Annotated in this window: 24 protein-coding genes; 14 read left to right on the forward strand and 10 right to left on the reverse strand. The window is 64.8% G+C overall.

The window, feature by feature from the left end:
• The first annotated feature begins 15 nt into the window (after positions 1-15).
• From QFZ65_RS03855 to QFZ65_RS03875, 5 genes are all read left to right on the forward strand, one after another.
• Positions 16-852 carry a methylenetetrahydrofolate reductase gene (locus QFZ65_RS03855; protein WP_306908304.1) on the forward strand — a complete coding sequence of 279 codons (837 nt, stop codon included), beginning with the start codon at positions 16-18 and terminating at the stop codon, positions 850-852.
• Positions 842-2308, forward strand: coding sequence for a D-serine/D-alanine/glycine transporter (gene cycA, locus QFZ65_RS03860; RefSeq protein ID WP_306908305.1), 1467 nt, complete (start codon positions 842-844; stop codon positions 2306-2308). The genes QFZ65_RS03855 and cycA overlap by 11 nt, the downstream gene beginning before the upstream one ends.
• Positions 2305-3258, forward strand: coding sequence for a formyltetrahydrofolate deformylase (gene purU / locus QFZ65_RS03865; protein WP_306908307.1), 954 nt, complete (start codon positions 2305-2307; stop codon positions 3256-3258). The genes cycA and purU overlap by 4 nt, the downstream gene beginning before the upstream one ends.
• Positions 3259-3329: 71 nt before the next feature.
• The gene (locus tag QFZ65_RS03870; protein ID WP_306908309.1) at positions 3330-3500 is read left to right on the forward strand and encodes a hypothetical protein; all 171 of its coding nucleotides are present in this window, start codon (positions 3330-3332) and stop codon (positions 3498-3500) included.
• 197 nt (positions 3501-3697) lie between these two features.
• Positions 3698-3940: a hypothetical protein gene (locus QFZ65_RS03875; RefSeq protein WP_306908311.1), complete on the forward strand. Its 243-nt coding sequence runs from the start codon at positions 3698-3700 to the stop codon at positions 3938-3940.
• A 215-nt stretch (positions 3941-4155) separates the two neighbouring features.
• Here QFZ65_RS03875 and QFZ65_RS03880 read toward each other — a convergent pair whose 3' ends face one another.
• The 5 genes from QFZ65_RS03880 to QFZ65_RS03900 all read right to left on the reverse strand — a co-directional run bounded on the left by QFZ65_RS03880 (position 4156) and on the right by QFZ65_RS03900 (position 10277).
• Positions 4156-5529: a DUF3100 domain-containing protein gene (locus QFZ65_RS03880; protein ID WP_306908312.1), complete on the reverse strand. Its 1374-nt coding sequence runs from the start codon at positions 5527-5529 to the stop codon at positions 4156-4158.
• Complete coding sequence (locus QFZ65_RS03885) at positions 5526-6752, reverse strand: amidohydrolase (RefSeq protein WP_306908314.1); 1227 nt, start codon at positions 6750-6752, stop codon at positions 5526-5528. Before QFZ65_RS03885 ends, QFZ65_RS03880 begins: the two co-directional genes overlap by 4 nt.
• Positions 6753-6767: 15 nt before the next feature.
• Entirely contained in the window at positions 6768-8315 is a 1548-nt protein-coding gene (locus QFZ65_RS03890; RefSeq protein WP_306908315.1) for an aldehyde dehydrogenase, read from the reverse strand.
• 36 nt (positions 8316-8351) lie between these two features.
• Complete coding sequence (locus tag QFZ65_RS03895) at positions 8352-9308, reverse strand: NAD(P)-dependent oxidoreductase (protein ID WP_306908316.1); 957 nt, start codon at positions 9306-9308, stop codon at positions 8352-8354.
• Between the two features lie 69 nt (positions 9309-9377).
• Positions 9378-10277 (reverse strand): MurR/RpiR family transcriptional regulator, encoded by a 900-nt coding sequence (locus QFZ65_RS03900; protein ID WP_373427560.1) that lies wholly within the window; start codon positions 10275-10277, stop codon positions 9378-9380.
• A gap of 189 nt (positions 10278-10466) precedes the next feature.
• Between QFZ65_RS03900 and QFZ65_RS03905 the strand changes: the two genes are divergently transcribed.
• Together QFZ65_RS03905 and QFZ65_RS03910 are read left to right on the forward strand one after the other, a co-directional pair.
• A complete protein-coding gene (locus QFZ65_RS03905; protein ID WP_306908317.1) occupies positions 10467-11120 on the forward strand; it encodes a GPP34 family phosphoprotein in 654 nt (217 codons plus the stop codon).
• Positions 11121-11171: 51 nt separating this feature from the next.
• Positions 11172-12113 carry a 2-hydroxyacid dehydrogenase gene (locus tag QFZ65_RS03910; protein ID WP_306908319.1) on the forward strand — a complete coding sequence of 314 codons (942 nt, stop codon included), beginning with the start codon at positions 11172-11174 and terminating at the stop codon, positions 12111-12113.
• A 97-nt stretch (positions 12114-12210) separates the two neighbouring features.
• On the opposite strand, the gene QFZ65_RS03915 is transcribed toward QFZ65_RS03910, so the two are convergent.
• Entirely contained in the window at positions 12211-12414 is a 204-nt protein-coding gene (locus QFZ65_RS03915; protein ID WP_306908321.1) for a hypothetical protein, read from the reverse strand.
• A gap of 325 nt (positions 12415-12739) precedes the next feature.
• On the reverse strand, positions 12740-13729 hold the full coding sequence (locus QFZ65_RS03920; RefSeq protein ID WP_306908323.1) for a sugar-binding transcriptional regulator: 990 nt from the start codon (positions 13727-13729) through the stop codon (positions 12740-12742).
• Positions 13730-14044: 315 nt separating this feature from the next.
• Between QFZ65_RS03920 and QFZ65_RS03925 the strand changes: the two genes are divergently transcribed.
• From QFZ65_RS03925 to QFZ65_RS03955, 7 genes are all read left to right on the forward strand, one after another.
• Complete coding sequence (locus QFZ65_RS03925) at positions 14045-15007, forward strand: sugar phosphate isomerase/epimerase (RefSeq protein WP_306908325.1); 963 nt, start codon at positions 14045-14047, stop codon at positions 15005-15007.
• Positions 15008-15976, forward strand: a complete 969-nt coding sequence (locus tag QFZ65_RS03930) for a PfkB family carbohydrate kinase (RefSeq protein WP_306908327.1) — start codon at positions 15008-15010, stop codon at positions 15974-15976.
• A 96-nt stretch (positions 15977-16072) separates the two neighbouring features.
• Positions 16073-17140, forward strand: coding sequence for a substrate-binding domain-containing protein (locus tag QFZ65_RS03935; RefSeq protein WP_306908329.1), 1068 nt, complete (start codon positions 16073-16075; stop codon positions 17138-17140).
• 14 nt (positions 17141-17154) lie between these two features.
• Positions 17155-18660, forward strand: a complete 1506-nt coding sequence (locus QFZ65_RS03940; RefSeq protein ID WP_306908332.1) for a sugar ABC transporter ATP-binding protein — start codon at positions 17155-17157, stop codon at positions 18658-18660.
• Positions 18657-19739 carry an ABC transporter permease gene (locus tag QFZ65_RS03945; protein ID WP_306908335.1) on the forward strand — a complete coding sequence of 361 codons (1083 nt, stop codon included), beginning with the start codon at positions 18657-18659 and terminating at the stop codon, positions 19737-19739. Before QFZ65_RS03940 ends, QFZ65_RS03945 begins: the two co-directional genes overlap by 4 nt.
• 30 nt (positions 19740-19769) lie before the next feature.
• Positions 19770-20717 (forward strand): amidohydrolase, encoded by a 948-nt coding sequence (locus QFZ65_RS03950; protein ID WP_306908337.1) that lies wholly within the window; start codon positions 19770-19772, stop codon positions 20715-20717.
• A gap of 84 nt (positions 20718-20801) precedes the next feature.
• A complete protein-coding gene (locus QFZ65_RS03955; RefSeq protein WP_306908338.1) occupies positions 20802-21482 on the forward strand; it encodes an HAD-IA family hydrolase in 681 nt (226 codons plus the stop codon).
• 48 nt (positions 21483-21530) lie between these two features.
• On the opposite strand, the gene QFZ65_RS03960 is transcribed toward QFZ65_RS03955, so the two are convergent.
• Genes QFZ65_RS03960 through QFZ65_RS03970 form a run of 3 tightly spaced genes read right to left on the reverse strand, consistent with a single transcriptional unit; the run spans position 21531 to position 23395 of the window.
• Positions 21531-22040, reverse strand: a complete 510-nt coding sequence (locus tag QFZ65_RS03960) for a gluconokinase (RefSeq protein WP_306908340.1) — start codon at positions 22038-22040, stop codon at positions 21531-21533.
• Positions 22040-22351 carry a putative quinol monooxygenase gene (locus QFZ65_RS03965; RefSeq protein WP_306908342.1) on the reverse strand — a complete coding sequence of 104 codons (312 nt, stop codon included), beginning with the start codon at positions 22349-22351 and terminating at the stop codon, positions 22040-22042. Before QFZ65_RS03965 ends, QFZ65_RS03960 begins: the two co-directional genes overlap by 1 nt.
• A gap of 9 nt (positions 22352-22360) precedes the next feature.
• On the reverse strand, positions 22361-23395 hold the full coding sequence (locus QFZ65_RS03970) for a LacI family DNA-binding transcriptional regulator (protein ID WP_306908344.1): 1035 nt from the start codon (positions 23393-23395) through the stop codon (positions 22361-22363).
• Positions 23396-23457 lie beyond the last annotated feature (62 nt).

Below are 23457 nucleotides of genomic sequence, written 5' to 3' on the forward strand. Positions count from 1 at the left end.
GTTCAGAGAGGACCAATGATGTTCCCCGTCAGAATAGAAATCATCCCGTCCGCGGGAATCGTCGAGCGCGTCACGGACCTCGTGCCGTTGACCACCGCGCTCACCGTGACGTGCCTGCCGCACCACGGCATCGAGCGGACCATGCGCACCGCCGTGCAGCTCAGTGTGCTGGGCTACACCGTCATCCCGCACCTGGCCGCGCGCAGCCTGCATGACCGCGCCGAGCTGACCGGCATCCTCCGCGACTGCGATGCTGCCGGCATCCACGAGGTGTTTGTCATCGGCGGGGACCGGAAGCAGCCGGCCGGGCCGTATGAGTCGGCCCTTCCTGTGCTGGAGGACATCGCGCAGTACTCCGGCGGGCTGATGCGGGCAGGCGTTGCGGGCTACCCGGAAGGCCACCCCTCCACCGGCCCGGTCGACATGCTGGACGCCCTGCTGGCCAAGCAGCATCTGGCCTCCCACGTGGTGACCCAAATGTGTTTCGCCCCCGAAAAAATCCTCGATTACGCGGCGCTCCTGCTCCGCGAGGGCGTTGAACTGCCCGTCTGGGCGGGGGTGGCGGGCGCCGTCCCACGGACCAAGCTCGTATCCTTGGCGACGCAGATCGGCGTCGGCAGTTCCCTCAAGTTCCTGAGCCGGAAGGGTCCGCTGCCCCGCAAGCTTTTGAGCGGCGACCACTACTCCCCCCAAACCCTCTTCGCCGGGCTGGAAAACCGCCCCGGCAACCTCGAGGGCATCCATCTCTACAGCTTCAACAGCCTTGATTCGGTTCCCGGTGGACCGGACCTGGCATCAACCTCCGCAGCACTCCAGCCAGCATTGATCCGAGGAGCAGCACGTGACTACTAAATCCCTAACTTCCCAGCAAGAGCCGCACCTTGAACGGCAGCTCAGCAACAGGCACATCCAGCTGATCGCCATTGGCGGCGCCATCGGCACCGGACTCTTTATGGGCTCGGGCAAAACCATCTCCGCGGCCGGACCGTCCGTCATCTTCGTCTACATGATCATCGGCTTCATGCTGTTCTTCGTCATGCGGGCCATGGGCGAGCTCCTGCTGAGCAACCTGAACTACAAATCCTTCAGCGACTTCGCCGCGGACCTCCTCGGCCCCTGGGCCGGCTTCTTCACCGGCTGGACCTACTGGTTCTGCTGGGTCATCACGGGAATCGCCGACGTCATCGCCATCGCCGGCTACTCCAAGGAACTCTGGCCGGGACTGCCGCTGTGGATCCCGGGACTGGCCACCGTGGCCATTCTGCTGTTCCTGAACCTCGTGACCGTCAAGGCATTCGGCGAGACCGAGTTCTGGTTCGCGCTGATCAAGATCGTCGCCATCGCGGCGCTGATCATCGTGGGCATGTTCATGATCTTCACCGGGTTCCAGTCCGACGCCGGCCCCGCCACCTTCACGAACCTGTGGAGCCACGGCGGTTTCTTCCCGAACGAGTTCATGGGATTCGTGGCAGGCTTCCAGATCGCCGTGTTCGCCTTCGTGGGCATTGAACTGGTGGGCACCACGGCCGCAGAGGCCAAGGACCCCGAGAAGAACCTGCCCAAGGCCATCAACTCGATCCCCATCCGCGTGCTGCTCTTCTACGTGGGCGCCCTCATCATCCTGATGTCCGTCACCCCGTGGACCCAGTTCCAGGCCGGCCACAGTCCCTTCATTGCGATGTTCTCCCTGGCGGGCCTGGGCGCCGCAGCCACCGTGGTGAACCTGGTGGTGCTCAGCTCGGCCATGTCCTCGGCGAACTCCGGCATCTACTCCACATCCCGCATGGTGTACGGGCTGGCGCAGGAGGGCGACGCGCCGTCCGCCTTCGGCGCTTTGTCACGCCGCAAGGTCCCGCAGAACGCCCTGTTCCTGTCCTGCGTCCTCCTGCTCTCCGGCGTCGTGCTGATGTACGCGGGCCAGGACATCGGCAAGGCCTTCGACATGGTGACCACCGTGTCCGCCGTCTGCTTCGTGTTCGTCTGGTCCATCATCCTGGCCAGCTACCTGGCTTTCCGCGGGCGCAGGCCGCACCTGCACCAGGCATCGAAATACCGGATGCCCGGCGGCAAGCCCATGGTTTGGGTGGTCTTCGCGTTCTTCGCATTCGTTCTTTGGGCGCTGACCACCCAGCCGGACACCCTCCTGGCGCTCCTGGTCACGCCGGTCTGGTTCATCCTGCTGGGCGCTGCATGGCTCGTGCTGCGCCGACGCCCCGCGCACCTCGCCCGGTACGCGGCATTCCAGGCCGACCTTGCCCAGGAAGAGGAAGCGGCCAACGCCCGGGAATTCGAAGGTGTTCAGAAATGAGCGCGGCGCAGGCTGTGAAAAGAACTGCCTCCAAGCCGGAGGACACTCGAACGGCGGTTGAGCATGTCCTTACGGTTGACTGCGCCGAAGCGCCGGGCATCGTCCACGCGATCGCGGGATTCCTGCTCGAGCACGGGTGCGACATTCTGGACATCAAGCAGTACGGGGACAAGGGGCAGGGGCACTTCTTCATGCGTGTCCACTTTTCCTCCGCCTCCTCCTCCGGCTCCCCGCAGGAGTCCTCAGCGCAGGACTCCTCAGCGCAGGAGGCCGGCACCGAGCTTCTGCGCCGGGAGTTCGCGCCGGTGGCCGAAAAGTGGAATATGAGCTGGCAGTTGGAGCCGCACGGCCGCAAGCGCCGTGTCCTGGTGATGGTCTCCAAGATGGGGCACTGCCTCAACGACCTGCTGTTCCGGGCACGTACCGGTGACCTTCCCGTGGAGATCGTCGCGGTGGTGTCGAACCACCGCGACCAGGAAGCTCTGGTGCAGTGGCACGGCATCCCGTTCTTCCACCTGCCGGTCACCAAGGACACCAAGCCCGAGGCCGAGGCCAAGCTCCTGGAACTCGTGGACGCACTGGACGTGGAACTCGTGGTCCTGGCCCGCTACATGCAGGTGCTCAGCGACGAACTGTCAGCCAGGCTTGCAGGGCGGACCATCAACATCCACCACTCGTTCCTGCCCAGCTTCAAGGGTGCGAAGCCCTACCACCAGGCCTACGACCGCGGCGTCAAAACCGTGGGCGCCACGGCGCACTACGTCAACGCCGAGCTCGATGAGGGCCCGATCATCGCGCAGCAGGTCATCGAGGTGGACCACACGTACACCGCCGATGACCTGGTGGCCGTGGGCCGGGACGCCGAATGCGCCGCCCTCCGCAACGCTGTGCGCTGGCATTGCGAAGGCAGGATCCTCCTGCTCGGCAACCGCACGGTCATCCTGCGGTAGCGCTCGTGAAAGCGACAAGGTTTCTGGAACCGACAAATGAATCACGCTGGCGCCGGGTGTCATGGAACGCCTTGCCCACAGGGCAGCCGGTGCGGCTCTCCCGCGACGGGCGCTCTCTGGGCTCCGGCGTCGTGGACTGCAGTACCCCCGACGGTTCCATCATCTGGGTGGTCCTGGACGGCTGGCGGGAACGGCGGATGTTTCACAGGGAGGACTATGTGCAAGTGGAAATCAACGCGTAGCGGGTCATGGCGCGCCCACGACGTGATGCGGAAACAGGCCGGGCTCCGGTTGCGCCTGGAAACGTGGGCGGTCTCCGTCACGTTCCTGGTCCTGATAGCCATAACCGTTTCCCAGTCGTTGACCATGGGGCACTGACCGCATTGCGGAATTCGCCGCATGTGGTTGACCGCCCGGCGATGACCGGACACGATGAAGTATGACCGACTCAGCTGACACCGCAGGGGCCCCTTTTGACGACGATGACGGCGTCGAGGAGGTGGACAGCGGAGAAACCACGGAGAGAATCGCGGAGGAAATCCGCGATGAGATCCGCCTGGGCCACGTCCAAGACGACGTAAGCCACGTGCTCGAGGAACGCTTCGAGGAGGCAGGCATCCACTTGCGTCCCGAAGCTGTCGACGACCTCGCGGAAGAGATCGAAAGGGACGCGTCGAGCTAACAGGACTGTGCGGGCCGGAAACGGCGGAGAACAACCTGGATTAGTGCGCTGGCCGTGTTGGGCGCATGGCTCCGAAACAATACTGATCAATACGGAGCAATACCAATGATCCAGGTGGCCCGCGCTAGGGACCGCAACTGGCACCAACGTGAGCGGACGACGGCGGGAGGTCCCGCCGTCGTCCGCTTACTTCTGCCGCCTAAGCAGCGCTTTGCTTAGTGCCAGAGCCCCAATGCGAACTCCGCGATCACGGTGGAGAGCAGGAAGGACGCGGTGACCGCGACCAGCCCCACGGGAATGATCTTCCAGCCGATGTTCTTCAGCAGCGGGATGTCCTTGCCCAAGGACAGGCCCGCAAGCGTCAGCATGACGGTGGCGATGGACAGGAAGTCGACGGTCTTGATGACCGCCGTGAGCGCGTCGGCCGCGAAGAACCACGGGCTGGAGATGTACGCGCCGATGGTGGTGATGTAGACGATGGCCGAGATCTTCCTGGTGACTTTCGCCAGCGCGATGCTGACCAGGACCAGGGCGAGCATGACTGCGTAGCCGGCGACGATGGACAGGCTGAATCCCTTCGCCGCCACCGAGGCCGTGCCGATGCCCAGGACCGTGAGGACGGACAGGGACAGCCACAGCGGGAGCTTGATCACTGCCGAGGATTCGGCGACGCGTTCGCGGAAGCGGCGGTTCTCTTCGGCCTGGGCCTCGTCCCGCTCGATGTCGGCACGTCCGCGCTCCACGGTACCCGCAGCTGCGACAGCAACCGCCTCGCGGGTCTGGTTGCGGGTGAGGACCCGGTAGAAACGGTCGGCCAGCGGCAGGGCGAGGTAGATGCCGACGTAGACGCCCAGGACGGTGGTGATCAGGTTGGAGACCGCCGCCATGCCGAGGACGGCGTCCTGGTCCCCGGGGTACGCCGCGACGATGCTGGCCGAGGACGCCGCCATCATGGACCCGGACCCCACGCCGGCGCCCATGGCCAGCGCCAGGGGATCGAAGATCTTCCAGTTGGCCACCAGCGAGGTGAGCAACGTGATGTACACGGCCCCGAAAAGGGTTCCGAACACGTACATGGCCAGCACGCCCCGGTACTGGTCCGAATCCGGACCGTACTTTTCGGAGACCATGGCGAAGGACGGCTCGCGGTCAAGGGAGAACGTGGCCCCCACCGTTGCCTTGCCCATCTTGAGCAGGACTGCCAGGGGGAGGGCAAGGGCGATGGTGCCCAGCAGGTGGCCCACCTCCTGCAGCAGCAGGGCGGGGCCGGCCTTGACCAGGCTGGGGAGGCTGGGGCCGATGTTGAACGCCAGCCTGGCGACCAGGAGCAGCACGGCCACGCCCACCAGCGCGGCTGCGATCCGTTGCAGATCCAGGCCGAGGGGCTTGAACTTCTGGATGGAGACCAGGAGCCCGAGGATGAGTCCCCAGACCATGGGGAAGATGACGATTGCGCCGATTCCAAGGTCGATCTTGGCCTGGCCGATGAGCTGGACGGCGACGGCAATGACAAAGGCCAGCGCTGCGACCGGAAGCGTCAGCCGGGCACCGGCTTTGTCGAGCCGAGCGGTTGTGGTGCTGGTACTCATGAGGTGCCTTCCTGGGTGACAGTACGACGGCGGTATGCCGCTTTGGTGAAGCGCGCCCGTTCGGCGGGGGTGGAGGCTGCGGCGGCAACGGTCCAGGCCAGCGCCGTGGCGGCCTCGAACATCACGCCGTACGCCGCGGGGGAGTCCGCGAGGGCGGCGAACGCGTGCGAGTGGATAGGCACGTCGGCGCCGGGGATGCTCAGCCACGGATGCAGGGACGGGATGACCTGGGAGATGTTGCCCATGTCGGTTGAGCCGCCGCTGAGGCCGTCGGCGGGCGAGGTGTCCTTGCCGAACGCCTCCATTGCCTCCGTCCAGTGCGCGGCCAGGGCGTTGTCCTGCAGCAGGGGTTCGTAGAGGGGCTCTGTCGCCTCGATGGCCAGCGTGGTTCCGGTGGCGAGGGCGGCTCCTTCGAAGCAGCGGCGGACGCGCTCGAGCAGAGCCTCGTATTCCGCCAGGGTGAAGGCCCGGCACTCAAACTGGACCACTGCCCGGTCCGGAATGATGTTGGTGACGTGGCCGGCTTCGGCGACGTAGAGGGCTATGCGGTGGTCGGCGGGGATCTGCTGGCGCAGCAGCCCGACGGCGACCTGGCTCAGCACCGCGGCGTCGGCCGCGTTCACGCCGTGATGCGGGGCTGCCGCCGCGTGGGCCGCCTTTCCGGTGAACGTGGCCTTGTAGCGGCCCACGGCCTGGGCGCTGGTGCCGGCCGGGTTGTAGGTCACGCCGTCCTGGACCGGATGGACCATCAGGGCAAGGCCCACGCCGTCGAACGCCCCCTGTTCCAGCAGCAGGGCCTTGCCGCCGCCGTGCTCCTCGGCCGGCGTTCCGATCGCCTTCAGCGTGATGCCGAGTTCGTCCACGTAGGGCCGCAGGGCAAGGGCGGCGGCCACGGAGGCGCCCGCGATCAGGTTGTGCCCGCACGCGTGTCCAATGTCGGGGAGCGCATCGTATTCCACGCACAGGGCCACGGTCAGGTCGCCGCTGCCGGCGCTCGCCGTGAAGGCGGTGGGAAGGCCGCCGGTGCCGCGTTCCACGTCGAAGCCGCCGTCAGCCAGGAGCGCCGCTGCCGCTTCGGCCGAGCGGACCTCCTCGAAGGAGACTTCCTTGGTGGCATGGATTTCCCGGGCGAGGGCCAGGACGCGCGGCTTCCATTCCTCGACGGCGTCGGCAAGGGCCCGGCGCAGTGTGGCCGTGACGGACGTTGCGTTTGTCAGTTCCATAAGTATCAGCCTGCTTCAGTAGGACAGAGACGGGAAGGGAGAACCTGCTGCGCGAGTGGGCACCCAGATGGCCTTCGTCTGGGTGTACTCGTCAAGGACGCCGGGACCGGACGAACGGCCGTGGCCGGAGTCGCCGAAGCCGCCGAACGGAACGGCCACGTGGATGGTCTTGTAGGAGTTGATCCAGAACGTGCCGGCCTTTACCTCACGGGCGATGTGGTGGGCGCGGGAAACATCGGAGGTCCACACCGCACCGGCCAGGCCGAAAGTGGTGTTGTTGGCCCGGGCGATGGCCTCGGCCTCGGTGTCGAAGGCGTCCGCCCCCACCACCGGACCGAAAACCTCCGTGGTTTCGAGCCGGTTCTGGGGCGTCACGCCGTCGAGCAGGGTGGGCATGACCCAGTGCCCGCCGGCCAACGGGGACCCTGCGAGTGCCTCCGGGAGCGCCGCTCCGGTGACCCGGCGGCCGCCGTCGTCCAGCCCTGCCTCGATCAGCGACCTGACCGTGGCGAACTGCTGTGCCGTGATGATCGGGCCGACCTCGGTGTCCGCGCTCAGCGGGTCGCCGATCCGCAGCTGAGCGGCCCGGTCGGCCACCAGTTCAACGAACTGTGCGTGCACGCTGCGCTCCACGAGGAGCCGTGATCCGGCGACGCAGGACTGGCCCGCTCCGGAGAAGATTGCCGAGATGGCGCCGTCGGCGGCCCGGTCCAGGTCGGCGTCGGCGAACACAATGTTCGCGCTCTTGCCGCCGAGTTCCAGAAGCGCGGGAATCCCGGCCTGCGCGGCTGCTACTGCCACGCGGCGCCCGGTGGGGACGGAACCGATGAAGCTGATTTTGCCGACGCGCCGGTCGGTGGTGAGGGCAGCGCCCACGGTCTGGCCCAGTCCCGCGGCCACGTTGAACACGCCCGCGGGAAGACCCGCCTCGTGGGCCAGCTGGGCGAGGCGGACGGATGAGGCCGGCGTGAATTCGCTGGGCTTGATGATCACGGCATTGCCGGCGGCCAGCGGCGCCGCGGAGTTCCAGCCGGCGGTGAACAGCGGAGCGTTCCAGGGGGTGATGGCGACGACGACGCCCCACGGAACGCGTTCGGTGTAGGTGTGCCACGGCCCGGGAACGGGAATGGTCTGCCCCGTCAGCTTGTCCGCCCAGCCCGCGTAATAGCCGAACATTTCGGCCACCTTGGCAGCTTCGACACGGGCGTCGCGGATGGGCTTGCCCGTTGTGGCGGACTCGAGGATGGCCAGTTCCTCCGCGTGTTCTTCCACGACGCGGCTGACGTTGCGCAGGATGGCGGCCCGTTCAAATCCGTTCATTTCGCCCCAGGCGGCTGCGCCGGCCGTGGAGCTTTCCAGGATGGCATTGGCGCCCTCGGCGCCCGGGTCAGCGTAGGAGGCAAACGCCTCGCCGGTGGCCGCGACGGTGAGCGTAATGCTCTCACCGCCGCCGGGAACGGTCCTGCCGTCAAGGAAGGCGCCGAGGCCGGCCGGAAAGGCTGCGTCCAGGACTGCCCGGGCGGTGGCCGCCGAGGATGAGGTCGGTGCTGTGGTGATGCTCAATGGGATAGGTTCCTTCGGGGCTCGTGGCGGGCTGGCTCAGGCGACGGCGGTGGTGCCGTTTGTGGTGACAGGGGCGGGAGGAGCGCCGGCAGGCGTGGTGCCGGGAGCGCCCGCAGGCGTGATGGCAGGGGCCACGGTCCGGGCGATCTCGGTGAAGTCCGCACGCGGTCCGAGGACGGCCAACGCCTCCTGCCACTGGCCCGCGACGGCGGCCAGCAAGGCCGGTGTTTCGCCGATTTGCGCGGCGACTTGCACGGCGAGGGCGGCGTCCCGGGCCATGAGGCCCAGCGAGAATCCCGAATCGTGGGTACCGGTGAGGACCCAGTTCGGGTACATGTTCGCGGATACTTTGCTGCCGCCGGAGGCTTGGCTGATGCTGGCCGCCGCCGTGGCGGGATCGATGCCGTAGGCCTGGGCGACGCCCAGGGCTTCGCCGACGGAGACGAGGTTGGCTGCAGCCAGGACGTTGTTGAGGAGTTTGACGACGTTTCCGCTGCCGGGGCCCCCGATGTGGCTGTATTTGCCGCCGGTAAGCGCGAGCAGGACCGGCTCGGCGGCGGCAAGGGCGCCGCCGGTCGCCCCGACGAAGGCGCTGAGGGACCCCGACGCTGCCCCGTCGCGGCCACCGGAAACCGGAGCATCCACGAAAGCGGCACCCTGTGCTTCCGCGAGGTCCGCCATCTGCCTGCTCGTGGCCGGCTCGGAGGTGGTGGTGTCAATGATCGCGATGGTTCCCGGTGCTGCCAGGAGTTGGGGGACTGTGGTTTGGACCATGCTGGCAGCCGGCAGCGAGAGGACCACGTACGGGGTTCCGGCGAGATCGGAAAGGGTGTCGGTGGCGCGAATCCCCGCGTCCGAGGCGGCAGACCTGGCGGCTTCGGAGGGGTCGAAGCCGGTGACTTCCCAGCCGGCGCGGTGGAGCGTGGCGGCCATTGCTCCGCCCATGGCGCCGAGGCCTATGACGGCGATGCGGCGGTCGGTGCTGGTGTTCATGAACTGCTCCCGGAAAAGGTAGGTATGGAATGGATGCGGTGGAAAGGGCGGGCAACTTCGCGCTGGCGGTCAGTCGAGGTAAATGTCCAGGTCCTTCCACAGTTGCTGGGTCCGGCGGATGGCGGCGCGGCTGCGTTCGGGCTGGGCGGCCTCCATACCCGCGAGCAGGCCGTAGATCAAGGAGTTCGCGGCGGTGACGGACTGGAAAAAGGAGATTCCTTCCGAAGCCACCACCAGGAGGTGGTCGGCCGCAGCCGCCAGGCGGCCGCGCCGCATGTCACTGATGGCGATCACCGTGGCGCCCGCCTGTTTGGCAGCCTCGGCGGCGACGATGATCTGCCGCACGGAACGCCACATGTTGATAACCACCAGAACGTCCCCCTTGCCGAGGGAGTTGGTGCTGGACGCCAGATGGACACCTCCGCGGTTCTCCAGAGTGATGGGGTAGCCCATGGTGGAGCCAAGATGCGCCATGACGCTGGCGGGACCCGCGAAGGACCCCAGCCCGAGGACGGTGATGGACTTGGCGGCTGCCATCGCCGCGATGGCGGCTTCGGCGTCGTCGGCGGTATTGGAGTCCAGTGTCAGGCGCAGGTTCTCGATGTCGTGGTTGAGTGCGTCATGGAGCGGGCTGCGGTGTTCGCCGTGCTCGGTCAGGGTGTCCTCCGTGGAGATCATCACCAGATACCGGGAACGCAGCTCGCGCTGGAGATCCGGCCAGCCTCGGTAGCCCAGATGCTGAGCTGCGCGGACCACAGTGGAGTTGTTGACGTCGGCGCGCTGGGCGATCTCGGCGATGTCGGCGTAGGAGGACAGCTGCGGGTTACGGCCGATGACATCAACTACCCGGCTCTGGGCTTTGGACAGTGGAACGTCCGGGAGGACGTCACCTAGCCAGGCGTGGGAGACGTTCGGGGCGCTGCTTCCGCCGCCCGCGCTGGCCCCTATGTCCGCCGCGCTGGTATTCAAATCCCAACCTCCGTTGTAACGTAGCGCACTCTGCAAGTGAAGTTGCATTCAATGTACTCTGCAACTGCACTTGCGGCTAGGGGTTTGCGTTTCAGGCTTGTAAATCTTCTATAGCCCAGCAGGACCGAAGTCCGGCGCCGTTTTCCGGGCGCCGTTGTGATGGGGGCGTGGCTGCGCCACCATGATCGTATGGATGCTGAAACGCCACGGGCCCAGGAGCTGAACCTTCCCCAGGCTTTGCTCCTTCTGGCAACGAATGACAAGGACGGCGAGCCGGTTGTGCCGCAGTCCGTGCTTAGGGCTGCTTTGGCCGGGGCAATACTGGCCGAACTGGACCTGATCGGTGCAATCGGGCTGCAGGGGAAGCATGTCCGGGCGACCGGCGCCGACCCGCAGTCGGACTTCCGTCACCAGTTGGAACTCATCCGGGACAAGCCACGGCCCCACACTCCCAAGCGGTGGGTCTCGATGCTGGAGAGCCGCGCTGAACTGCACCGCGTCTACGAGGGGATGGCATCGCTCGGCATCGTGGACCATGTCGGCGAGAAGCACCTGGGCCTGTTCAGGACCACGCGGTACCCGGAAAAGAATCACGCTCCGAAAGCTGCGCTCCTGCAAAAGATCGAAGCTGCACTTACCGCCGGGCCCCCGGACGCCGCGCCGCCCGATCCGAGGACTGCAGCCCTGATCGCGCTGCTTTCCGCAGCAGGGCTGCTCGAGAAGCTCTTCCCGGCAACAGATGAGGCCCGGGTGCGGGAACTGGCGCAGCAGCACTGGCCTTCCCGCGCCCTGGCGGACGAGCTCCGCATGATCAGGCTGGCGGAGGCTGAAGCCGCGACCTAGGTGCGCTGTAGTAGATTTTGGAGTTCGGCCGCATAATCGAGAGGTTCTCCGATGCAAACAGTCCGCACCGTCAGCTTCCCCGACCGTCAGCTCCTCGCCGATCTCTCGCCCCTGCCCGAAGGGCTGAAGGGAGTGCTTTGGGATCTGAAGTCGGACCCCGAGGGCGGGACCGTCAGTGAGATCGACGGCGTCATCCTCCCCTACATCGGCGCCGCCGCCGTGCTGGGATCCCTGGCGCGCATCGACGGCTTGAAGTTCGTGCAGGCGCAGTCGACCGGGTACGACGGGATCATCGAGGCAGCCGGACCGGACGCGGGCGTGGCCAACGCCGCCGGCGTCCATGCCGCTGCCACCGCCGAGCTGGCCGTGGGGCTGATGCTGGCGAAGCTGCGCGGCATTGACCAGGCAGTCCGTGATCAGCAGCGCGGGCTCTGGCGGCCGGAGCGGCGGCAGTCCCTCGCTGACAGGCGGGTGCTGCTGGTGGGCGTCGGCGGGATCGGGCACGAGATCGCCCGCCGCCTGGAGCCGTTCGAAGTCACGCTCACCCGGGTGGGGAGTTCGGCGCGCACCGATGAACATGGCGACGTGCACGCGTCCGCGGAATTGCCCGCGCTCGCCGCTACACACGACGTCCTCGTTTCGGTGCTGCCCCTGAATGAGCAGACCCACCAGCTGATCGGTGAAAGTGTCCTCGCCTCCCTGCCGGACGGCGCCCTGGTGGTGAATGTGGGCCGCGGCTCCGTGGTGGACACGGCGGCCCTGACCAAGGAGGTCCTTTCCGGGCGCCTGCACTGCGCCCTCGACGTCGTGGATCCCGAACCTCTGCCACAAGACCACCCGCTGTGGTCCGCACCGAACGCACTGATCACGCCGCACGTGGGCGGCAACGCCTCGGCTTTCGAGCCGAGGATCCTGAAGCTCCTGCGGCGACAGCTCGAGGCGTTGGCGGCCGGAAGGGCTCCGGCCAACCTCGTGCAAAAGGGTCCGTTTTAGGAAGCGGCCGTTTGCAAGGCCGCGAGCTGGGCCGGTGACCCCAGCAAAAAGGCGACGGCGGGAGATGGTTCCTCCCGCCGTCGCCCGGTGGTGTTCGCTACAGGTTGACTGTTTCGAGGTTGCCCTCGCCGTGGTTCAGGCTGAGCGTGAAGGTGTTCGGCCCGCTGGCGTGGACCGCGATGTTGCTCTTCGGGGTGTTGTGGCTGACCGACAGGTCGTGGACCAGGGCATCCAGTTCGTTGTGCATGTTGGAACGGTCCCAGAGCTTGTGGGTCACAGAGGTGGCAGTTTCAAACGTCATTGTTCAGTGCTTCCATTCATATCCGGATGTCCGGCTGCCGCACCGATGCGGAGCCTGCGTGAGCCAACCAGGAACGCCTGAGACCTTTGGCAGCTCTGCGAGCTCACCGGTTTGGCCTCATTGCGTCCACCAGGATGGGTAAAGCTTCGCCGCTGACCACACCCGTGCGCTTACGCGTTCGAGTGGACGTCAGGGCTGCATCGGCCGTGCGGTTTCCCTCGCGACCGTGCCTTTCCATAGTGCACAGCGGGGTCCCCGGGGCTCAAGCCAGAGAGCGATTGTTGCTCGTGAGTCTCATCACAGGCCGGTGTGCCGGCCGTTTCATTTACAGTTGCGGCGGCTCCAGGAGTTGTCTCGCCACGTCAGCGTCCGTTATCAGGACATTGATCCATCCCCCCGCGACGGCACCGCGGATGGCAGCCAGTTTGCGCATGCCGCCGGCGACGCCGATGCGGCGGGGTACACGCATCATGGCGTCGGCGTCAATGGAGATCATTCTTTCTTCAATGGCTGGCTTCATGGGCTGGCCCTTGATGTCGAAGAATCGCAAACAGATCTCCCCGACTGCGCCGGCTTTGGACAGTTCCCGTTCTTCCGCTCTGCTCAAGGCATTCCCGCTGGCCTGCCACAAGGGAGACGCCGGAAACGCCCCGATCCCCACAAGCAGCGTGGTCAGGCGGTCCCAAGCGGCGATGGAGGACGCCACGTTGGGATCCCCGATGAACGCTTCACGAATCTGCTGGTTGGCTACGAGTCCCGGGCACCCCATGTAGTAGGGCTTGGCCGAGGTCAGTTCTGCCAGGTGGGAAACCAGGCGCGTAGCCTGAATCTGGGCCTGAGGGCTGCCCACGCCGCCGATTAGTTGGATAACCTCACTGGCGATTTTTCTCGGCCGTGACCGCATCGCTTCGACCGTGTGCAGGAGCGTCGTGCTCCACGAGGAGATTCCCACGTAATCGTCGGGGTCGATTGTCGTTTCGAGGTAAGTGGCCGCGGAGGAGCCCAGGCGCATTCCCAGCGAGGCGCCGTCCATGACGTCCACGACCACAACCTCCCGGAGCCCGTACTTCTCTTCAAGCGCTTTCTCGAGACCGACATAGATTCCGGCCGGCTGAACTATCGACGTCCGTACGATTCCCAGTTCTACGGCGTTCTTGAGGTAACGCGAAACCCTTGCCTGGGAGAGGTTCAGTCGCTGCGAGATGTCGCCTTGCGACAAGCCCTCCTCGTGATACAGCACAGCGATCTTGGTGAACAGCCGGAGCTGTTCGGTGCTGACCGACAGCAGGGAAGACGGCGGGGTGATCTGCGTCATATTTCGTCACTTTCAGTGCCAGTATGAATATTTATGCAGGTGCGAATGGCGGCTCCTGCGGCTGCGGGGACCGCGCCTTGAAGGGCTGCCAGCGGCCGGGGGAGGCGGTGTTCCTGCTGCACCGGCGCGGACCCTTCTGAATCGATATTCAGCAATGAAAAATTCTAGCCCCTGATTGATTTTTTCCCGCCAGCCTCGGTCCTACGCCTCTTAGACTTCCAACACCAGCCCAACTTCAGAGCCGAAGTTCCGACAGGAATTTCGATCGCCGTCCACCTGGACCAAGTAGCGTTCACGATCGAAAGCGACACACAAATGACTGAAATCAAGTACTCCACCCGGCTGAATTCCTTTGGTCTGGGCAAGGGCAAGAAGTATCCCTCCGGTGAAGACTCCGTGCTTGACCTGATCGCAACCGCGGGAAGCGTGAAGGGGCTGACTACGCTCGAACTGAACTACCCGGAGCACTTTCTCAAGGACTCCGTGGAAGACATAAAGGCAGCCTTGGACAAAGCCGGCCTGGACGTTCGCGGCATCCAGCTTCGCTGGCCGGCGCCGCAGTTCGCCAACGGAGGGTTCACCAACCCAGACCCCGCGCTTCGGGAGGCGGCAGTCGGAATGGTGAAGGAAGCCATCAGCCTGTGCCGGGAGTTCGGCGCCGACCACGTACTTCTCTGGCCGGCCCATGACGGGTATGAGTACCCTCTGCAAATGGACTACATGAAGTCCTGGAACTGGATGGTCGAAAGCCTTCAGGCCGTCGCCGACGTGGACCAGGACATCCGCATCTCGATCGAATACAAGCCTGCCGAGCCCCGGGGACGCACCATCCTCAACACCACCGGCGCGGTCATGAACCTCATCAAAGATTGTGCCCGCCCCAACCTCGGGGTGACCTTGGATTTCGGACACCTGCTGATGGCGCGGGAAAATCCGGCTCAGTCCGCCGCCATGTGCCTGCGGGACCAGAAACTTTTCGGGCTGCAGCTCAACGATTCACACGGCGTGGCCGACGACGGCCTCGTGGTCGGATCGATCCACCTCTCCGAGACACTGGAACTCGTGTACTACCTGCTCCGCGAGGGATACGACGGAACGTTCTATTTCGACACTGATCCGGTACGGGAGAACCCCGTCGCGGAATGCGAAATGAACATTGAGAGAATGGCGGCCATCATCGACATGGCCCGCGACCTGGTCCGCGACCATCCTGACTTGCCTCAGGGAGACGCACTGCAGGCATCGTCCGTCCTGTGGTCGAAAGTCGTGGGTGTCTAGGTGCGTTCAACCGGTATCTGCGTCGTCGGATCGATCAATACAGATCTCATTGCCTACGTAGGCGCGGATGCGACTGCCGCGAGCTACGCAGCCGGATCCAACTTCGAGATGGCCGCAGGCGGCAAGAGCCTCAATGCGGCAATGAGTATTGCATCGCTGGATCCGACGGTGACGCTCGTGGGACGAGTCGGAACGGATGATCTCGGCCATTTCATCGTCCGGGCCCTCCACGAACGGGGCATTACCACCGAGGGCGTCATCCGGGATGAGCGGGCTCATACCGGTGTAGGGCACGTACGGGTCAACCCGGAGGGCGAGTACGACACCGTCGTTGTTCCGGGAGCCAACGGGAATTTCTCGGCGGCCGATGTCGACGCCTACCTCGAAGATCATGAAGCGCCGGCCTTTGTGGTTCTCAATCTGGAGGTCCCCCTTCCCGCCGTCCGGCGGGCAGCGGCGCGTTTCCGTGAACTCGGCTCGACCGTGGTGCTCAACCTCTCCCCGGTACATCCGGAGGCGAGGACGCTCCTCGGGCTGGCCGACGTCGTGGTCATGAATCGCAGCGAGGCCTGCCACGTCCTGGACGTTTCGCCGGACACCGACGCGCGGCTGTTGGTTACGGCTCTCCGTGAAGCCGGCGCCAAGACCCCGGTTCTGACACTCGGCGAGGGCGGGGTGGTCTCACTGAACGGGAACGACCTGCTGCACGAGAAAGTTGGGCCGGTCCGCGTGGTGAACTCAGTGGGGGCAGGCGACAGCTTCCTGGGAATGATGGTTTTGGCCATGGCCAGCGACCACCCGTTCTCCGTATGTCTCCGGGCAGCCAACGAGGCCGGCAGGCTCGTCTGCGGTCGCTCCGAATCGTTCCTCACCCCCGCGGACGTCCAGCACATCGAGAACGTCCTGGGAGTTTCTCTCGCCAAAACCTCCACCAGATCCCCGGAAGCACCCGAAAAAATCCACGGCTGAGACCCGGCGCCGGCCTTCTCCTAGTGGGGCGGTTGCCACCAATGAACATGAATTCCCGCTCCCGCGGGCCTTCCAAAGATGAAAGGAACACAGATCATGAACAAACTTCCCAGGGCGGCTGCCCAAATCGCCGCCGCTACCGCAGCCGTCGCGCTGCTCGCGGCCTGCAGCGCCACTCCCGAGGGTCCCTCCGGACAGTCCGGCCAGTCCGGCCAGGCCGCGGGTCCGGTCAGCCTCGTTGACGCGCAAGCAAAGACACCCATCAAGGATCTCACCAGCAGCCTGGGGCCGCCGACCGGATCGGCGGATACCAAGCTCTGCTACATCACTCGAACCCTGTCCAATGAGTTCTGGGGATTCGAGCGGGATGGGTTTGAAGCCGAGGCCAAGAAGCTCGGCGTGAAGTACCAGACGTTTGATGTGACGGACGAGTCGTCCATCACCGAGCAGCTGGACAAGGCAAAGAGCGCCGCGAACCAGGGCTGCACCGCCTTGCTCGCATCGCCTATCTCGGCGACCGGCCTGGACACGGTCTTCACCGATGCCCTCGCTAAGGGCACGCCCGTCGTCATCCTCAATGATGCCAAGGGCACGGTGCCGGGAAGCGTTTACGTCGGTCCCGATGCGCTGACGATCGGTGGGACTGCTGCTGATTACATTGCAACTAAGCTCCCCGACGGCGGCAAGGTGGCCATGATCGAGGGTGACCCGGGATCATCTAACGCGCTGAACCGCGGCGAGGGTTTCAAGACGGGCCTGGCCAAGCATTCGAACCTGCAGCTGGTCGCCTCCCAGACGGCCAAATGGGATCAAACCAAGGCGCAGGAGATTGCTTCGGCCATGCTCACGGCCAACCCCGACATTAAGGCGTTCTACTCCCAGAACGACGGGATGGCCCTGGGGGTCGCCGCCGCCATCGCGGCCAAGAACCTCACGGGCAAGGTCCTGCTGGTCGGCACCGATGGCATTCCTCAGGCCAAGAAAGAAATCCAGGCGGGCAATATGACTGCCACGGTGAGTGAGCAACCCGTCACCGAAGGCGCCAGCGGCGTGGACGCAGCGCTTTGGCTGCTGGCCGGCAAGAAGGTTCCCGGCTGGGTCGACGTTCCCGCCTTCATCGTCGATTCCGCCAATGTCGGGCAGTACCCGACCGGAATGCCGTAGGGACGGTAATCATCATGGTTGCTCCGCTGCTTGAGTTGCAGAATATCGCGAAGTCATTCCCAGGTGTCCGGGCCCTGAACGACGTCAGCTTCACCCTGGAAAGGGGCGAAATCTGCACGTTGGCGGGGGAAAACGGTGCCGGCAAAAGCACCCTGCTCGCCATCCTCGGCGGTTCGCTCGTCCCTGACCACGGTTCCGTGATCATCGACGGTACCCGCAGGGCACACTTCTCACCCCGCCAGGCACTGGCTGACGGGGTGAGGATTGCCCACCAGGAACCCGCCATTGTTCCGCAGCTGTCGGTGGAGCAGAACCTGGTGCTCGGGCGCACCGCACGTGAGCGCCGGGACGCCGGCACACACATCGACCAGGCGCTGGCCGATGTCGCCCAGATGGGGTTCCCCCTGAACGCCAAGTCCCCGGTGCGGGGGCTGAGCCCCGCCCAACGCCACGCCCTGACCATCGCCCGGGCCCTGGCCTTTGGCGCGAAAATCGTGGCCCTCGACGAACCCACAACCAGCATGCTGGAACACAACGTCGAAGGCGTCCTGAACCGTGTGCGGGAGATCGCCCACACCCGCGGGGTAGGCATCATCTATGTTTCACACAAGATGCCCGAGGTTATGAGCGTCTCCGACAAGGTCGTGGTCCTACGGGACGGCACGGTCAACTACACCAAGCCGATTGTGGAGACATCGGAACAGGACATAGTACGGAACATGGTCGGCCGGGAACTCCTGTCGTTCAAACGGCAGCACCCTGTCAAGCATGACGCCCCGGTCCTGTTTTCCGCCTCGGAGGTCAGCCACCCGAGCGGCGGCGGACCCCTCTCCCTGGACGTGCGGGCTGGCGAAGTGCTGGGAATCGCCGGCCTGGTCGGCTCGGGCCGTACTGAGTTCCTGCGTGCAATCATCCGGGCCGACAAAGGCAGCACCGGCACGATAAGCGTTGACGGGAAAAAACGCAGGATCCGCTCGCCAAGGGACAGCAGAAACGCCGGTATCGCGTTCATCCCCGAGGAACGCAAACACCAGGGTCTGGTCCTGCAGGTTCCTGCCTACTTCAACATCGCCCTCACCGCGGACAGGCAGTTCAACGGTTTTGGACCGATCATTAGCCTTCGAAAACAAATCGCCGCCGCGGAAGAGGCTGCGGCGAGAATGTCACTGCGCCCCGCCAACGTCCGTCTCAACGCCCGCCAGTTCTCCGGCGGCAACCAGCAAAAACTCGTCATTGCCAAGTGGACCTGGCGCAACACCAAGGTCTTCCTCTTCGACGAACCCACCAAAGGCGTTGATGTCGGCGGCAAAGTCGAAATCTACGAACTCATCGACGCGCTGGCCAAAGCCGGCAGCGCCGTCATCGTAGTCTCCTCCGACCTTCCGGAAATCATCTCGCTCAGCGATCGGGTCAAAGTAATGCGGCAGGGACAGTTCGTCTCCGAACACACCGGTGACGACATCAACGAACACAGCCTCGTGGCCAATGCCATGGGCATCGCAGAAAGGACAACGACATGAGCCAGCCCACCCTGCCCAAACACGCGGGCGAACAGGACCAGAACACCGGCGTGAACCGGCTACAGGGGGCCACCGCCAAGGGGAGACTTCGAACACGGCCGACCCTGAACCTCCAGGCCCTGGGGATTTACATCGCAGCTGTGGTCATCTTCCTGATTTTCGGACTGCTGAACCCGAACTTCCTCACCTCCGGCAACCTCCGCGACATCGCCGTCTCAGCCAGCGTCAACGCTATCATCGGGCTCGGCATCACATTCGTCATTATCACCGGAGGCATCGATCTCTCTGTCGGCTCGATCGCGAGCTTCGTCGGGATTGCGACCGCCACCATCATGGTCAATTCCGGGACCTCGCCGTTCTTCGCTTTACTCGCTGGCATTGCCATCGGACTGGTCTGCGGCGCCATCAACGGCCTCCTGATCACCAAACTCAAGCTGCCCCCGTTCATCGCCACCCTCGGAACGATGAGCATTTACCAGGGCTTCGCATACGTGGTCACCAACGGGAAGCCCGTCTACAACATCCCCAAGGACTTCGTGTTCATGCTTAACAGCTACGTCGGCGGAGTGCCGGTCGCGGTCATCCTCGTTGCGGTCCTCGCAGTGCTTTGCTGGCTGCTGTTGCGCCGCACCGTGTTCGGCCAGAATGTCATCGCCACCGGCGGCAGCGAAGAAACAGCATGGCTCTCCGGGGTCCGCGTAGACAGGGTGAAGATCGCCGTTTACGCCCTGTCCGGTGTGCTGGCCGGAATCGGCGGACTGGTCATCGTTGCCCGGATCAACGCGGCCCAAACCGACGCCGGCAGCCCCTACCTGCTGACGGCCATCGCTTCCGCCGTGATTGGCGGAGCGAACCTCATGGGCGGTGAGGGACGGATCGCCGGAACCCTGGTCGGAGCGCTGATCCTTGGCGCCCTGACCAACGGCCTCGTTCTGCTCAACGTCCCCAGCTTCTACGAACAGATTGTCACCGGGCTCGTCGTCGTGATCGCCGTGGCCCTGGACCAGGGCAGCAAGGGCTGGCCGATGCGGAAGAAACGGTCAGCGGAGAAGTCCGAGAAGAAGGAGGCAACGGCCTGATGGCGTCCGCCCTCTTGGGACGAGGGGGCGATGATGCTCGATTTTGAAATAATTGATGCGCATCACCACCTTTGCGATTTCTCCCAGTCCTATCCATGGCTTGAAGGACCCGTCGAACCCTTCCGGTACCACGGGGACGACCGGGCGCTCCGGAGGAGTTACCTTCTGAAGGACTACCTGGCCGACACGCAAGGGTTCAATCTGGTCGGCTGCGTCCACATCGAAAACGGCGCAGCCGACCCCCTTTGGGAAGCTGACTGGATACAGGGCTTGCATGACGGCAATGGCCTGCCTTCCGTTCAAGTAGCCAAGGTGTCCCTCACTGACCCGGCAGTGTTGCCCCTCCTGGAACAGGTGGCGGCCTTACCGACAGTGCGGGGGATACGGGACATCCTCAATTGGCATCCCGACCCGCGGTACACGCACACTGCCCGTCCGGACCTGCTCACCGACGCGGCATGGCTGAAGGGATTCTCGCACCTTGCATCCCTGGGCCTGTCCTTTGACCTGCAGGTCTTCCCCGCCCAGCTGGAGCAAGCCGCGCGGCTTGCCGCGGACCACCCGGAAACGCTGATCGTTCTGGACCATGCGGGGATGCCCATCGAACGGGACCCGGTATCCCTGCAGCGCTGGCGCAAAGGCATGCACCGAATGGCGGACCAGCCGAACGTGGTCGCCAAGATTTCGGCACTCGGAACGAACGATCATTCCTGGACCACGGCTTCTATCCGACCGATTGTCTTGGAAACCATTGACGCCTTCGGGCCGGATCGGACCATGTTCGGAAGCAACTTCCCGGTCGACAGCCTCTACTCCAGCTTCACCGCCCTCTACACAGCCTTCGATGACATAACTGCCACCATGTCAGGGCACGAACGCCATCAGCTGTTCGCGGAAACGGCGCGGCGGACCTACAGGATTGGATCAGAGCCCACACGGAGCAAGCCAAGACAGCTTGGTGCCGTTGGGCCGGACTGAGAATTCTGGTCAAGGGCTGAGAGTGGCGGTCTAGGTTGTCGTCACACTCGCCATTCTGCCGGTGGATCGGGTCATGATTGACGGATGGATACCCCCACGCCTGCCGCTCCACGCACCCTCGTCTGCCGCGCTGTCCTCTTCGATATGGACGGCACGCTGGTGGATTCCACACCCGTCGTGGAACAAATATGGAGCGAGTTCGCTCTCCGATACGGTCTGGACTACGCAGAGATCCTGCGCACGTCCCATGGCGTACAAGCCATTGACACTGTTCGACGGTTCGCCCCGGCGGGCTCCGACGTTTTAGCGCTTACTGCCGAGCTTGACGCCATGGAACGTGTCCGGACCGAAGGGATTGTGCCGTTGCCCGGCGCCAGTGAACTGCTGCACATCCTTCCCGACGACGCGGTTGCCTTGGTGACATCAGCCGACCGGATCCTGGCAGACCTCCGAATGGACGCGGCCGGGCTGACCATGCCCGCGGCCGCCGTCACCGCCGACGTGATCACCCGCGGCAAACCGCATCCGGAAGGGTACCTGCGGGCGGCCGAACTACTGGGTGTGCAGCCTGCGGACGCCCTCGTCTTCGAGGACGCTCCAGCGGGGATCGCCGCAGCCCTGGCTGCCGGCATCCGCACGGTGGCAGTAGGCCCGCATACCGGCCAACTTCCCGACGGCGTATTGCACCTCAATGACTACAGTTCCGTCCGCGCCACGGTGGAAACGGACATTGACGGCTCCCGGATTATTTCACTCCGGCTTTAGCCTCGCCCGTGGCCGCACATAGTCGGACCGCGTCACCTTGGCGCTACGTCACTGTACGGCGGCCGTGGTCAAAAGTTGAGCGAGGATTTGGTCAACAATCGCCTCGATGCTGCTGTGCGTCGTCACGGCGAATCCCGCTTCGTCTGCTTGCAGGGGTTCCAGTGTTTCCAGTTGTGACTGCAGGAGGGAGTGAGGCATGAAGTGACCAGGGCGTTGGGCTACGCGGTCTTGAAGGACGGGCAGCTCTACGCTGAGTTGGATGAACACCGTTCCAGGTGCTATGGCTCTGATGGCGTCCCGGTAGGTCCGTTTCAGCGCCGAACAAGCGACGATGATCCCCTCCGGGTGGTTTGACGCCAACTCGGTGCCTACCAGGCTGAGCCAAGGCCAACGGTCCCGATCATTCAAGGGGTTGCCGGCAGCCATCTTCAGCACATTTGCCTGCGGGTGCAGGGAATCAGAATCGACGAAAGCGGCGCCTGTGCGGTGGGCCAGCGCTGCCCCAACGGTGGATTTGCCGGCGCCGGAGACTCCCATGACCACGATGGCGCGGCTCACTAGAGGCTTCCCTGAAGCGCGTCCCCCGCCGGAATCGGCACGTGGCGCTGCACTTCAACCGGCTTCTCCAGGAGTCCGACAAGCGACTCATTGAGGCGTTTGACGGGCTCACCTTCGCCGTGGGCGTCCAGCAGTTCCGCGGTCTCCCACTTCTCAATCATGAGGACTTCGCCGGTGGGGGATTCATGGATGGCGTAGAGCAGGCACCCCGGTTCCTGATGGACCTCGGCAATGGCGGGGGAGAGGGCGGCAACGACGGAATCGAAGGCGCCTTCCTTCGGCGTGAAAAGGGCGGTGACGATGACGGGCATGGGCTTTCCTTACTTGATAGGGGAGAGGACGTGAGGTGAGCAGCTGCTGCGCGGCACGAAGTCCGCGCTGACTTCGATCGTCCGCGGGGCGGACGGAAGCCGGCCCTGCATTCGACCGAGGACGAGTTCGAGGGAGTGCACGGCGAGCATGTCGATGGGCTGGCGGATCACGCTGAGCGGTGGGCTGGTCAGCTCTGTCCAGGGGTTGTCGTCAAAGACCACGACGGACAGGTCTTCAGGTATCCGCACCCCGATCTGGACGAGGCGCCGGACTGAGCTCTGCACTTGGGCCGTGTTTGCAACGATGAGCGCCGTCGGAGCGTCGCGCAGGCCCAGCAAGGACCCGACGGCATCCCCCCCGCCATCTCCGCGAAACGGCACATCCCGGATAAGCTGCGGATCGACGCTGGCTGAGAAGTTCTCGTGCGCCGTCCGGTAGCCCTGGATCCTTGAGCGCCCCGTTGACGTGGTGAGGGGACCGGAGATAAGGCCGATCCGCGTGTGGCCCAGCCCGAGGACATACTCCGTCGCGCGTCGGGCTGAATCGGTGTTTTCGATGCTGACGACGTCGACGTCGGCCAATTCCGCTATGGTGCGGTCAACAAAAACCACGTTTACCCCCAGGGCCTGGAGGCGTGCCCACTTGTCGACGTTGGCTCCGGTCGGCGTCGCGATAACTCCCCCGACAGAACGGTCCAGCAGTGTGTCCAGGGACTCGGCTTCGAGGTGCGGATCCTCCTGGGTGGTCATGACCACTACCTGCACGCCGTGGCTGCGGGCTTCCCACACGATGCGGTCGGCAAGCTGGGCGAAGAAGGGGTTGGCGAGGTCGGCGACCACCAGGCCGACGGTCAGGGCGTGCCCCACGCTCAACTCACGGGCCGCAGCCCGCGGACGGTATCCGAGCTCACCGATGACCCGCAACACCAACTCGCGTTTGGCCGGGGCCACGGGGCCTGACTCGGGGTTAAGGACCCGGGATACCACGGAGACGGAAACGCCAGCCTCGGCAGCGACATCGCGAATAGTGGGTGCCTTTTTCACTTCTCCTCCTCCTTGAGGTCCTGGTATAGGGCGCGGCAGGTGCCTGAAGGCCTGGCCGGCCA

This window comes from Arthrobacter sp. B3I9, assembly GCF_030816935.1.
Taxonomy (GTDB): domain Bacteria; phylum Actinomycetota; class Actinomycetes; order Actinomycetales; family Micrococcaceae; genus Arthrobacter.

Excerpts from the sequence above, each read along its gene's own strand:
- QFZ65_RS03935 (WP_306908329.1), top strand. The coding sequence starts at position 16,073 with ATGAACAAACTTCCCAGGGCGGCTGCCCAAATCGCCGCCGCTACCGCA.
- QFZ65_RS03875 (WP_306908311.1), top strand. The coding sequence starts at position 3,698 with ATGACCGACTCAGCTGACACCGCAGGGGCCCCTTTTGACGACGATGAC.
- QFZ65_RS03855 (WP_306908304.1), top strand. The coding sequence starts at position 16 with ATGATGTTCCCCGTCAGAATAGAAATCATCCCGTCCGCGGGAATCGTC.
- QFZ65_RS03880 (WP_306908312.1), bottom strand. The coding sequence starts at position 5,529 with ATGAGTACCAGCACCACAACCGCTCGGCTCGACAAAGCCGGTGCCCGG.
- QFZ65_RS03945 (WP_306908335.1), top strand. The coding sequence starts at position 18,657 with ATGAGCCAGCCCACCCTGCCCAAACACGCGGGCGAACAGGACCAGAAC.
- QFZ65_RS03920 (WP_306908323.1), bottom strand. The coding sequence starts at position 13,729 with ATGACGCAGATCACCCCGCCGTCTTCCCTGCTGTCGGTCAGCACCGAA.
- QFZ65_RS03940 (WP_306908332.1), top strand. The coding sequence starts at position 17,155 with ATGGTTGCTCCGCTGCTTGAGTTGCAGAATATCGCGAAGTCATTCCCA.
- QFZ65_RS03950 (WP_306908337.1), top strand. The coding sequence starts at position 19,770 with ATGATGCTCGATTTTGAAATAATTGATGCGCATCACCACCTTTGCGAT.
- QFZ65_RS03885 (WP_306908314.1), bottom strand. The coding sequence starts at position 6,752 with ATGGAACTGACAAACGCAACGTCCGTCACGGCCACACTGCGCCGGGCC.
- purU (WP_306908307.1), top strand. The coding sequence starts at position 2,305 with ATGAGCGCGGCGCAGGCTGTGAAAAGAACTGCCTCCAAGCCGGAGGAC.
- QFZ65_RS03915 (WP_306908321.1), bottom strand. The coding sequence starts at position 12,414 with ATGACGTTTGAAACTGCCACCTCTGTGACCCACAAGCTCTGGGACCGT.
- QFZ65_RS03925 (WP_306908325.1), top strand. The coding sequence starts at position 14,045 with ATGACTGAAATCAAGTACTCCACCCGGCTGAATTCCTTTGGTCTGGGC.
- QFZ65_RS03910 (WP_306908319.1), top strand. The coding sequence starts at position 11,172 with ATGCAAACAGTCCGCACCGTCAGCTTCCCCGACCGTCAGCTCCTCGCC.
- QFZ65_RS03955 (WP_306908338.1), top strand. The coding sequence starts at position 20,802 with ATGGATACCCCCACGCCTGCCGCTCCACGCACCCTCGTCTGCCGCGCT.
- QFZ65_RS03895 (WP_306908316.1), bottom strand. The coding sequence starts at position 9,308 with ATGAACACCAGCACCGACCGCCGCATCGCCGTCATAGGCCTCGGCGCC.
- QFZ65_RS03965 (WP_306908342.1), bottom strand. The coding sequence starts at position 22,351 with ATGCCCGTCATCGTCACCGCCCTTTTCACGCCGAAGGAAGGCGCCTTC.
- QFZ65_RS03905 (WP_306908317.1), top strand. The coding sequence starts at position 10,467 with ATGGATGCTGAAACGCCACGGGCCCAGGAGCTGAACCTTCCCCAGGCT.